8 protein-coding genes and 1 pseudogene are annotated in these 11,444 nt (G+C 38.2%); 3 read left to right on the top strand and 6 right to left on the bottom strand.

Translation table 11 applies throughout. The annotated features are described in order from the left end of the window. Positions 1-249: 249 nt before the first annotated feature. Both FFR48_RS06065 and FFR48_RS06060 read right to left on the bottom strand, forming a co-directional pair. A complete protein-coding gene (locus FFR48_RS06065) occupies positions 250-1,977 on the bottom strand; it encodes a succinate dehydrogenase/fumarate reductase flavoprotein subunit (RefSeq protein ID WP_137666722.1) in 1,728 nt (575 codons plus the stop codon). Between the two features lie 194 nt (positions 1,978-2,171). Next, positions 2,172-2,489 carry a hypothetical protein gene (locus tag FFR48_RS06060; RefSeq protein ID WP_096572435.1) on the bottom strand — a complete coding sequence of 106 codons (318 nt, stop codon included), beginning with the start codon at positions 2,487-2,489 and terminating at the stop codon, positions 2,172-2,174. Between the two features lie 319 nt (positions 2,490-2,808). On the opposite strand from FFR48_RS06060, the gene FFR48_RS06055 reads away from it, so the two are divergent. Continuing rightward, a complete protein-coding gene (locus FFR48_RS06055) occupies positions 2,809-3,573 on the top strand; it encodes a metallophosphoesterase family protein (protein ID WP_137666720.1) in 765 nt (254 codons plus the stop codon). A gap of 125 nt (positions 3,574-3,698) precedes the next feature. Here the strand turns inward: FFR48_RS06055 and FFR48_RS06050 are convergent, their stop codons facing one another. Both FFR48_RS06050 and FFR48_RS06045 read right to left on the bottom strand, forming a co-directional pair. After that, positions 3,699-4,538 carry a M48 family metallopeptidase gene (locus FFR48_RS06050; RefSeq protein WP_096572437.1) on the bottom strand — a complete coding sequence of 280 codons (840 nt, stop codon included), beginning with the start codon at positions 4,536-4,538 and terminating at the stop codon, positions 3,699-3,701. Between the two features lie 380 nt (positions 4,539-4,918). Further along, positions 4,919-6,405: pseudogene (locus FFR48_RS06045) on the bottom strand (ISLre2-like element ISCst1 family transposase). Positions 6,406-6,864: 459 nt separating this feature from the next. On the opposite strand from FFR48_RS06045, the gene FFR48_RS06040 reads away from it, so the two are divergent. Beyond that, positions 6,865-7,398: a DUF4330 domain-containing protein gene (locus FFR48_RS06040; RefSeq protein WP_137666719.1), complete on the top strand. Its 534-nt coding sequence runs from the start codon at positions 6,865-6,867 to the stop codon at positions 7,396-7,398. 125 nt (positions 7,399-7,523) lie between these two features. Here the strand turns inward: FFR48_RS06040 and FFR48_RS06035 are convergent, their stop codons facing one another. Then, a complete protein-coding gene (locus tag FFR48_RS06035; RefSeq protein ID WP_096565484.1) occupies positions 7,524-7,871 on the bottom strand; it encodes a rhodanese-like domain-containing protein in 348 nt (115 codons plus the stop codon). 40 nt (positions 7,872-7,911) lie between these two features. On the opposite strand from FFR48_RS06035, the gene FFR48_RS06030 reads away from it, so the two are divergent. Continuing rightward, positions 7,912-9,645 carry a DUF3352 domain-containing protein gene (locus tag FFR48_RS06030; RefSeq protein WP_137666718.1) on the top strand — a complete coding sequence of 578 codons (1,734 nt, stop codon included), beginning with the start codon at positions 7,912-7,914 and terminating at the stop codon, positions 9,643-9,645. 156 nt (positions 9,646-9,801) lie between these two features. On the opposite strand, the gene FFR48_RS06025 is transcribed toward FFR48_RS06030, so the two are convergent. Then, positions 9,802-11,298 (bottom strand): site-2 protease family protein, encoded by a 1,497-nt coding sequence (locus FFR48_RS06025; protein WP_096565488.1) that lies wholly within the window; start codon positions 11,296-11,298, stop codon positions 9,802-9,804. Positions 11,299-11,444 lie beyond the last annotated feature (146 nt).

Genomic DNA, 11,444 nt, shown 5'->3' with positions numbered 1-11,444 from the left:
TATGATATAATAAATACGGGCATTATTTATTAACATTTTAGGTATTTGTCATGGGATATGGCTTTTTGCCTTTATTTTTAAACACATTTTTGATGTTTAATTAATAGTTTGGCATACTAGGTACTGAAGAACCTCTTTTTTTAAACGAACCGCTCCAGACGCAGAGAACGCAGAGAAAGAAGAATTTTTACCTTCTTCTCTTCCTTTGAGCCTTTGCGCCTTTGCGTGAGAAAATTCCTCTAAATAAACTTAATACTTCCTCTCTTTTGGTTCAAACATATTCACCACCACCGGCATATATTGAATATCAATACCTGCAGGTGAATAATATGCCATTGTATGCTTCAAAAACTTCTCATCATCCCGATTTGGAAAATCTTCCCGAAAATGCGCTCCTCTACTTTCTTGACGATTAAATGCAGATTGTAAAATCGTATTTCCTACTACCATTAAACTTTTTAATTCCAACGCTTCTACTAATTCCGTATTCCAACAACTGCCTTTATCATCTAAATAAATATCTGTATATTTCTGTTGCATTGCTCCTATTTTCTCCAACCCTTCACTCATTAATTCAGAGGTTCTAAATACTCCACAAAATTGAGTCATTGTATCTTGAAATTCTTGGCGAATTTGATTTATGCGATATTTTCCTTTTTGATCTAATAAACTTTGAATTTCTTGTTTTGCTTTTGTTATATGATGTTGTTCATTTATTGCTGGTAATTTGCGGTTTTGCACATATCTAGCTATACTCGCCCCAGTACGTCTGCCATAAACTACACATTCTAACAGCGAGTTACTACCTAAGCGGTTCGCGCCATGCACAGATACACAAGCGGTTTCCCCAGCCGCAAAAAAACCTTCTACCAACTCATCTGCACTGCGGCGCACTTGTCCATCTGTGTTCACTGGTATACCACCCATGCAATAATGAATAGTAGGACGTACTGGCATGGGTTGGGTGACTGCATCTACACCAACTAAACGGTGTGCTTCTTCCCAGCAGAAGGGTACACGACTCATGATTTTTTCTTTACCCATGTGACGCAGATCCAAGTAAACAAAGGGACCTTCGGCACTACCGTCAGTATTAATACCTCTTCCTGCGCGAATTTCGTAGGCGATCGCCCTGGATGTAATATCACGGGGTGCAAGTTCCATTCTACTTGGGGCATAATTCGCCATAAAGCGATCGCCTTCAGCATTAATTAAATAAGCACCTTCACCCCGTACTGCTTCGGAAATTAATACCCCTACCGGATACAACCCTGTTGGGTGAAATTGCACAAATTCCATATCTTCCAACGGTAAACCAGCCAAAGCTGTCATTGCCAAACCATCACCAGTGGAAGCATAATCATTAGAAGTAGTGTTATAAACACGACCATATCCCCCCGTTGCAAACATCACGGCTTTAGCCCGCACTACTTCAATATGTCCATCTACCAAGTGAAACATCACCAAACCCTTAGCCTGTCCATCTTCTAATATCAGGTGCATTACATACCATTCTTGGTAAATTTGCACACCATGATGGCGTAAGTTATTGACTAATTCATGTAAAATTGCATGACCGGTTTTATCAGCAGCGTAACAGGTGCGGTTATGGGAATGTCCACCAAACGCCCTTTGAGCAATTCTACCATCCGGTAAACGGGAAAATAAAACTCCTAAATGTTCTAGATCAATCACCACATCTGACGCTTCTTGTGTTAGAATAGCTACAGCGTCTTGATCCGCCAAATAATCAGAACCTTTAACCGTATCAAAAGCGTGTGCTTCCCAACTATCTTCAGGATCAACATTTTTTAGAGATGCTGCCATCCCCCCTTGGGCAGCCACTGAGTGGGAACGAATAGGATGGGTTTTAGCAACGACGGCAACTTTTAAACTGGGATCAGTTCTAGCAATTTCTAACGCCGCTCGACATCCCGCTAAACCACCACCAACAATAATTACATCATGTTCTAACATTTTATTTTCAATCCTTAATTCCAAAAAAATACCCTGTCCATAAACAGGGATACTATTCTTCATTATCAATTCTTAGTTTATTCGCAATCACCAGTCACCAATCACCAGTCACCAATCACCAATCACCAGTCACCAGTCACCAATCACCAATCACCAGTCACCAGTCACCAATTACCAATCACCAGTCACCAATATTAACTGGTAGCTTGAACAGGCTGTTGTTGAGAAATATTGCCAGGTATAGGTTCAGTTTTTGTTCCTGGTTCTACGGCAGCCAATTCGATATGATTTAACAACGTGGTAACAAAAGCAAACAGCAAGAAAGGCAAAGTGAGAACAATCACAAGTCCTACCGTAGCTAAAGCATAGACTGGTCTTCTAGCGCCCATCAATGCTAAAGCTGATGCCAAACTAATGGTAATTGTAATTAACCAAGCAATGATTTGACCGTATATATCGCCAAATGTCAAGGTGCAGACAAAGCGATAGTTTTGAATATTATTCTTATTCATCATTATTTGCCTCAAGTCTATCCTATAGGTTCTACCTTAGAACCATGTTTGGCTGACGGACGATTTCTCAATATTTTTCCAAAGTTTGTAATATCACTTAACAATTTAGTGGTTTTTTCTCTTGTGCAATACAAAACTTACACACCTGTAGAATGGTCTGTGATGACTATCTAGTCATAGTTCCGAGCTTTGTTAAAATTTCTTGTTAAGAATTTCTGTATAATTAATCAGATATCAGTCAACCCTACAGATGAAAATACCACAAATAAAACTGTAGTAAAACTATATCAGTCAATTTATTGATTCCCAACTAGAACAAATGAGTGAAACCAGGCCACGCAGAATCATTATTGGTGATGTACATGGTTACTATCAAGGTCTAATGATACTTCTGAAGGAATTTGCCCCTACATCAGAAGATCAAGTTTATTTTTTGGGGGATTTAATAGATCGTGGACCACAAAGCGCACAGGTAGTAGATTTTGTTAAGAAAAATAACTATCCTTGTTTGCTCGGTAATCATGAGTTGATGCTTTTAAGTGTAATGAGTAAAGATTTTAACTCTAATCAAATAATACAGGCATGGCTTTATAGTGGCGGACAAGCAACGATTACCAGTTATCAATCAGCACAAATTCCCCAAGACCATCTAGATTGGTTGGCAAATCTACCAACATATCTTGATTTGGGAGATGTTTGGTTAACCCATGCAGGTGTTGACCCTAGAAAGTCTGTCTCTGAACAAACGTCCCAGGAACTTTGCTGGATACGTGATGAATTTCACAGCATGGAACTACCATACTTTAGTAATAAGTTAATTATTGTTGGTCATACCATCACCTTCACTTTACCAGGGGTTGCCCCTGGTCAATTAGCACAAGGAGAAGGCTGGTTAGATATTGATACAGGTGCTTATCATCCCCGTAGTGGTTGGTTAACCGGATTGGATATTACCAACAACTTAGTTTATCAAGCCAATGTGTTTAACAACAAGGTTCGTACTTTGCCTTTGGAAAAAGCAGTTACGAGGATTTCACCACATCAGATCCAAGTCAGTCGTCGCCATAAGCAACGAGTCTATTGACACTCTGCGTCCTAAAGGGTCAAGCCGTTCGCCTACATCCACCGCCTGATAGCTTGCGTGGCGAAGCCATGGTACGATCAAGTATCGGAGCGTGGCGGAGATACTTGATCGGGCGTGGTTTTGGCTCACTCGATTTTCTTATAAGCTGCATTATCTAAGCCATCATTGCTATGACTTGGCAAACTGTCTATTTGGCGTTGAAGTGACTTAATGCGATCGCTTGCTCCAGGGTGTGTACTCAAAAAGGTGGGAATAACACTTCTTCCCTGTAACTTTTTCATAAACGAAACCATCGCAGAGGGAGCATAACCAGCCTGTGTTAAAATTCTTAGTCCTCTTGTGTCAGCATCATATTCATCCTGACGACTGCGAGGACGGTTGAGAGCTAAATCAACACCTATAGCTACAGCTTGACTGCGATTTAAGCCAGTAGCTGTTGCTATACCACTAGCGATCGCTCTTTGTCGCATCTGCTTAACCAAGTGTTTACCCTCAATATGCCCCATTTCATGGCCAATAACACTCGCTAATTCTGCTTCATTTTCCGCAGCTTGTATCAATCCTGTATTTATATAAACGAAACCGCCTAAAGTTGCAAAAGCATTTACCGCATCATCTTCAACTACCTGGAAAGTATAAGGAATATTAGAGCGATCGCTATTAGCTGCTAACCTTCTACCAACTTCTTCTATATAGCTATTAAGCTGCCGATTCCGGGAAATTCTGACCTCTTGGCGCAGTTCATTATTCATCTGCCTACCAAGCTCAACTTCCTGACGAGTAGATAAATTAGATAATTGAAATACTTGTACACCTTTGAATAAAAGTGGTAATAAGTCTATGGCTTTGCTGGGCAAGGGTGTACTCAAGCACAGACTTATAGCAACAATTACTGAAATCAACGGATATAACCAGCGCCGCCGCCATACACGGTAACTTGCCAAAAATTTATTCCAGTTAATCATAATCAGCGTGACAAGAGAGTTGTGTGAGAACTGAAAATAAGGACGCATTTACAGCTTACTAGGTTGCATTCTCAACTCAATCCCTAAGGGAGCAACGCGATTTTGTGAGGTAGGGCAAAAAAAGTGCGATTCCTACGGAGCGCTTCGCTATCGCCAAGCCCAAAACAGGCATCGCTAAAATATTTTTCTGAAATTAATGTTAAATAAATTACATTTAATCAATAAAAAGGCATGACAATATATCTTCTGGAAATATCCCAAGAAGACGGTTAATTAAATGATGTAGGATTGATGAAAATAAGCTGTCTACTTCAGTAATCAAAATAGCAAGTATTGATTGGCACATAATAATCTGATAAGTAGCAGTGGTAGGTATAAAATTATGTGACAGCTTGAGGATTTATAAAAGAGGTAAAAATGGAATTACAGAAATTATTCCAACTTCCAGCTATCCATTGACAACGTAGATGTAACATAATTTCTGCATTTTCTTTTAACCAAAATTTACTGTTTCCTTTCATTCTTAAATTAACAACTTGGCGAATCAAGCTTTCAATAGCACCACTACCAATAGGTAATTTACGGGCTAAAACTTTAGAGTAATTCAAACGCCCTTCCCGATAAGCACGTAAAAGATAATCCCTTTGTTTAACTAAAATTTTAGAATGCGCTGCTGTTGCTAAAGCAATAAATTTATCCATCTCATGAATTAATGTTAAAGCCTGACCTTTTTTTAAAGTTCTCCTAGCTTTGTGAAACCAAGCCTTGCGTTCTTGTTCTTCAGTAAAAGCCGCATCTGCAAAAACTTGTAAATGTTCGGTGACATGGTAGAAATCAAATAATTGATAAGTTTCAGATGGGCAACCTAAGCGGTCTAAAAGCGGAGGAATATGTTTCCATATCCATTCCGCACCATCAGCGATAAATAGCACTTGTTTAGCTTGACTTATACCCAAATTAACCAAATACATTTCTAAAATTTGCAAAAACCTTTATATCCTTGATAAGTGCCATCATTAGTAATAGGAATTGCTGAAGTTTTAACTTTTTTACCCTGTTCATTAACTACATAGATAGTTAATAATTTTGGCTCAATCCATTCTCCTGTAAAACCTCGACGGTTAGTCTTGGCTCTAGGTCTTCCTTTTTTTGGTATCCGAATCCTTGTGCGTCCGCCATCCACAGCAATTACAACCCGTTGGTCTTTCAGAACATTCTTGGTAGATAAAGAGCCAAATTGAAGTTCCGTGAGTTTTTCATTACGTAAATTAATGCCTATTTTACCAAACTTGTATGTCAGTCTTTCAATTCGTTTTAAACTAATATCTATTCCCCAATCAATTAAGATTTTACGTGCCGCTTCAAATGAACCACCAATTGCACCATATTGAGCAATGTTTGACCAAACACTCGGTGTTAATCCTTCTTCTATTCCTAACCATTTTAGAAATGGCACAAATCCTGTGTTGATAGGTTTTTTATTTTGATTTTTATCTTTATCTGATTCTACATCTACTTGTTTTTGGTTCTCAACCACATAAGGTAATTTCAGGGTGACTTCCACATTCCCTAATGTTAACATTTGTCTTTTTTTGTAGCCATGTTTTTTCGTTGTTGGATGCCACCAACCTTGAGTCTGATTCATGGCCTGATGATGAACTTCTTGAGACTGAGAAAGATTGTACAGCAATAAACTGATACATTCTCCTGCCAATATTAATGCGGCTTTTCTAATATTTTCTTCACGCGCCTTCAAAGTTTGTCCATTCCATTCGGCGATATTAGAGATTTCTAGAAGTTTCGTAACTTGCTCTTGAAAATCTTTCAAACATTTGGTTAAATCAAGACTAGAATATATTTTTTTCATTAATCGTAGGCGTTCCCTGTTTTCTCTTTGGGAATCCTACCTTTTTTTTGACCACAAGACCAGTCTGCCTCAACTCCTCAAATCTGATCGAGTTATATCAATAATATTATTTATTGTCTATGTGTAAAATTATTTTACTGTACGGTCAATGATTTTTAGCGATGCCTGTTTTGGGCTTGACGATAGCGAAGCGCTCCGTAGGAATCGCACTTTTTTTGCCCTACCTCACAAAATCGCGTTGCTCCCAATCCCTAAAGTCTACGCTATGATTAAAAATCAGAAATTGTCAACTGTTCTATCAGCCAGCCTGATCCTAACTATACCAGCCATGATAGACTGTCGCATAACTGCACTATCCAACCGTATTAATTGATTATCTAGTTGATTATCTAGTAGGAACAATTGTTACTTCCCTTGAAAACTCTGTTTTAATTCACCCCAACCTCAAACAAACTTGTTATGCGTATTTTAGATTCCAAAGGTCGCTTATTCGGCAAAATCAACTTACTAGATTTGGGTGCTGCGCTGGTAATCTTATTAGTGATCATCGGCATCTTTATATTTCCTGGAACATCCGGTTCTGTTGCTCAAGTCGGCACAAAGACAGTACCTATTGAAGTAGACTTAGTAGTGCGTGGTTTAAATGTCCGCGATCCTGAGCAGTTATTTAAACAAGGATTTATCAAAGGCGGTAAAACAAATGTAATTATTCGTAATCAACCCTACGGACAAATTGGCATTAAATCTATTCAACAACTAGCAAGAACTGTCACTGTTCCCCAACCAGATGGTACAGTTAAAGAATTAGCAGATCCAAGGGCAAACAATTTTAGTACAGATTTTCTTTTGACATTAGAAGGCAAAGCTCAAGTTACTGATAGTGGTCCAGTTTTAGGTAATAGTAAAGTTAAAATAGGTATGCCTTTTGAATTAGAAGGGTTTAACTATAATTTCAACGCTTCTGTCATTGATATTCGTTTACAAGATAAATAATATTTTGGTAATGGGTAATGGGTAATGGGTAATGGGTAATTGGTAATGGGTAATTGGTAATGGGTAATTGGGAAAAATAAAATTGATTACCCAATCACCAGTCACCAGTCACCAGTCCCCAGTCCCTAATACCTTGGAATTACAGGATCAACTAAAATAGAATAGGCATCAATACCACCTATAATATTTTTAACGTTAGTAAATCCTTGAGAAACTAACCACTGACACATCTGAGCAGAACGCATACCGTGATGGCATAATACCAGGGTTTCCGCATGGGCATCAAAACGGGTGAAAATTTCCCCGTTCCATTGCTCATATTCACTCAAAGGAAGATTGACAAAACCATCAATTTTGGCGATCGCTACTTCTTGTGGTTCACGCACATCTATTAACTGTAAACCAGAATCAGCATTTGCTAAACGTTCCGCTAGTTCTTTAACCTTAATTTCAGTAAAAGATTGACCAGTCATGCAGTTTCTCTAAACAATCCTAATATTTGTCATACTATTCATGGTGACAGAAAAGCGAGAAAATAGGTTGAATGTGAATAATCAACGTTTATCTTTTAGGTTTATAGTAGCTGGTGTAGTTGCTGTATTACTTGCTATTACTGGCTTTTACTGGTTTTTATTCAAAAGTCCAGTAAAATTAAATACTCCCATATCTCAACCAGGGGCGGCTATATTTGTATCTAATGTAGCACCTGCAATGGTGTCTTTATTAGTCAATCCTGAAGGTTTGCAGTCAATAGAAAAAAAAGGGGAAATTTCCCAAATCAAAAATAGTTTATTAGCAAAAACTAACATAAATTTCAATGATGATATCAAACCTTGGCTAAGTAATGAAATTACCTTAGCTGTTACCAGTGAAGATATTGATCGTGATCCAGAAAATGGGTTACAACCAGGGTATTTGATGGCACTAGCTACAAACAACCCAGAAAAAAGCCGTGAGTTTGTTGAACTGTTATTTTCTCGACGAACTTTAGCAGGAACAAATTTAGAAGTAGAACAATATAAAGGTGTCAAATTACTGTATGATACACCAGAAATAATAACATCCAAAAAAAGCCAAAATACCAAATCCAAAATCCAAAATTCCTTAGCTGGTGCGGTTATTGATGACTTTGTTTTATTTGCTAATGATCTGAAAGTTGTCAAAGAAGCTATTAATAATATTCAAGCACCAAATTTGAATTTAAGTAGTGATTCTGAATATCAAAAAGCTGTAAAAGAATTACCAACAAATGCTGTAGCTGTAGCTTTCTTAAAATTACCCACATTGGCACAATGGCAAGGTTTAGAATTAGCAGAATCAACTTATAAGAGTCAAATTCTTTCTTTAGTTTTAAAATCTCAAGGTATGCTGGCAGAAAGCACATTTTTATCTAGATCAAATTTACCTAGTTCAAAAGTTGCTTCTGTATTTACACCATTATCTAAACCTGTGGATGCCTTAAAGTATATTCCAGAGTCAGCAGGTTTAGCAATTGCTGGTGCAAATTTGAGTAATTTACCCAATAGCAACTTAGATAAACTTTGGCAACAAGCAACAGCAACTATTTATGGTTCTTCTCAAGAAGCTATTGCCAGATGGATGCAACCTTTAATAGATGTACAAAAAAGCTGGGATATAAACTGGAAAGAGGATATTTTTAGTTGGGTAAGTGGAGAATATGCCTTAGCAATTTTACCAAATCAAGAGGCAAATCAAGATAAAAATATAAATCCCAATTGGGTGTTTGTAGTAGAAAAAACACCGCAGTTAGAACAAGGTATAGCGAAATTAGATAACATTGCCACAAACAACGAATTTAATGTTAGTTCTTTGATTTTAAACAATCAAAAAATTGCCGTTTGGACAGAGTTAAAAGCTATTCCTGAAAATTCATCTGTCAACATTGAAGCAAAAGTTAAAGGGGCGCATACAAGCATTGATAATTATGAAATTATTACCTCTGACTTAGCATTGATGGAAAAAATTATTACCCATCAAGAACATACCCTGATGGAAAATTCCAACTTTCAGGATAGTATTGCTAACTTACCTCAACCAAACCAAGGCTATATATATATTGATTGGAAAAAAAGCCAAGAATTTCTAGAAAGTCAACAACCCTTACTTAAATTTGTGGAATTGTTGGGTAAACCACTGTTTGACAATTTGCGATCGCTTACAGTCAGTAGTTACGGACAGGAAGCAGAAACACTCAAAGGTGGAGTCTTCTTCCAATTAGAAAAATAGACAAGCTAGATCCCCGACTTCTTTGAGAAGTCGGGGATCTGGGAACAGTTAATATTAAAAACCTACCCCTGTGAGATTTTTCTCCCCCCTTATTTTCTCAAATAATTGCCACATCTCATCTTCAACCGCCTTGTCACCCGTTAAGCCAATCACCAATCACCCTATTCCCAACTTTCCAGCCAAAGCGGGAGTTAATGGTAAAAGGGTGCTAACCATTAAAAATAAAGCCAAAAGACCTAAAGCGGCTCTTGCGTCATCGGGTTCAGTAATTTCATTCAAACTGGGGCGTTCTGCATCTCGTTGTAAAAAGAAAATCACTATTGCCCAATAAAAAGCCAAAGTATTACCCAGAGATACCAAAGCTAAAACGATTAAAGTGGCAATTGTCGCTCTTCCTGCGGTTTTACGTCCATAAATTGCCTGAACAACACGCCCCCCGTCTAATTGTCCGGCTGGCATCAGGTTTAAAGCTGTAATTACCAACCCTAACCAACCAACTATCACCAAAGGATGAACATTCACCAAAGGCGCTTGTAAAGCCGAACCTAGCACAACTCGCGCCAAACTACCGACTAAAATTGAACCTTGAAAAAACTTATTGGGTAATTGAAATAAACTACCAGGGTGGGAAAGTAACAACCCTGTCACCAACATGATCAAAGAGATAATACCGCCAAAAGCAGGACCAGCTAAAGCAATATCAAATAACGCTTTGCGGTTGGGTAAGAGAGACTGAAAACGGGTAATTGCTCCAAAAGAGCCTATTTGCACCGCTGGGAGGAAAAAAGGCCAAGTTAGGCGGACTTGGTGTTTACGTGCTAATAACCAATGTCCAATTTCGTGAGCGATCAAAATTGTAAAAATTCCCAACCCTATGGGTAAAGCTTCCGAAACTCTTGATGGGTTGGCAAATAAATCAAAATTCAGCAGTAAACCCGCAGCTTCCAAACTGGTGGCGATAGTTGCTACTAATAAAATTACAGCAAATGCTTTTTGCGATAACTGCATTGGTTTAGGATCAGTGCGACTCGGTAGCACAATCATCACTGGTTTACCATCTGTATTTTCTACTAAAAAAAGACGATATTTATCACCTAATCGCTCTTGCAATCTTTGGGTGAGACGGTTGTGAACTTGTTCTGCATCTCCCCGCAAGTTACCTTTAAAAATCGCTCCCTCTTGATAGGGTATGGTTTCTGTGGCAAAAAATGTATCAATACCGAAAATACCTTTGATGGTATTTAAATCTTCTTCCGGGATGGTGATGGTTTCCAGTTTTACTTCTGCTACCACTACAGGTTGATCAGAATTTTCCGGTGTGGTTTGTGCTTCTAAAGCTTCGTTGGCAAGTCTTTCAGTTGCCTTAGCTTTGATAATGGCATCTTGGCCAGCTTGGCGTAATTGTCTACCTAAGAAGATGTATATTCCTGTGGAAAGCACTAGCAATAACAATACACCTGCTATATTGATATAAATGCCCGCAGCAAACAAACCAAAAAATACCAGCCAGGGAGCCATTAATACTACAGACTGTAACCAGGCTAAGATACCCAGCTTACCAAAAGGTCTGGCACGATAAAAGCCCCAACCCAAAATGCCGAAAGCGACTAGCACTACAGCCGCTATGATAGGAGTTTCTGATGAAGTTAACATTGCTCAACCTTTGCTAATCTATAACGCAAATAGGAGTCTACCCAAATAATGTAGTGCTGTTATTTGGGAATATTCAACTAAATTGACAAATTTAATATTTTATGATATTATCAGCTATTTTCCTATCATTGTTTATGGTATTTTCT

Source organism: Sphaerospermopsis reniformis (assembly GCF_005402885.1).
GTDB classification, from domain to species: Bacteria; Cyanobacteriota; Cyanobacteriia; order Cyanobacteriales; family Nostocaceae; genus Sphaerospermopsis; species Sphaerospermopsis kisseleviana.
Note: the sequence above shows the minus strand (reverse complement) of the source record. Positions and strands in the feature narration are given on the sequence as shown.

Excerpts from the sequence above, each read along its gene's own strand:
- FFR48_RS06065 (WP_137666722.1), bottom strand. The coding sequence starts at position 1,977 with ATGTTAGAACATGATGTAATTATTGTTGGTGGTGGTTTAGCGGGATGT.
- FFR48_RS06060 (WP_096572435.1), bottom strand. The coding sequence starts at position 2,489 with ATGAATAAGAATAATATTCAAAACTATCGCTTTGTCTGCACCTTGACA.
- FFR48_RS06055 (WP_137666720.1), top strand. The coding sequence starts at position 2,809 with ATGAGTGAAACCAGGCCACGCAGAATCATTATTGGTGATGTACATGGT.
- FFR48_RS06050 (WP_096572437.1), bottom strand. The coding sequence starts at position 4,538 with ATGATTAACTGGAATAAATTTTTGGCAAGTTACCGTGTATGGCGGCGG.
- FFR48_RS06040 (WP_137666719.1), top strand. The coding sequence starts at position 6,865 with ATGCGTATTTTAGATTCCAAAGGTCGCTTATTCGGCAAAATCAACTTA.
- FFR48_RS06035 (WP_096565484.1), bottom strand. The coding sequence starts at position 7,871 with ATGACTGGTCAATCTTTTACTGAAATTAAGGTTAAAGAACTAGCGGAA.
- FFR48_RS06030 (WP_137666718.1), top strand. The coding sequence starts at position 7,912 with ATGGTGACAGAAAAGCGAGAAAATAGGTTGAATGTGAATAATCAACGT.
- FFR48_RS06025 (WP_096565488.1), bottom strand. The coding sequence starts at position 11,298 with ATGTTAACTTCATCAGAAACTCCTATCATAGCGGCTGTAGTGCTAGTC.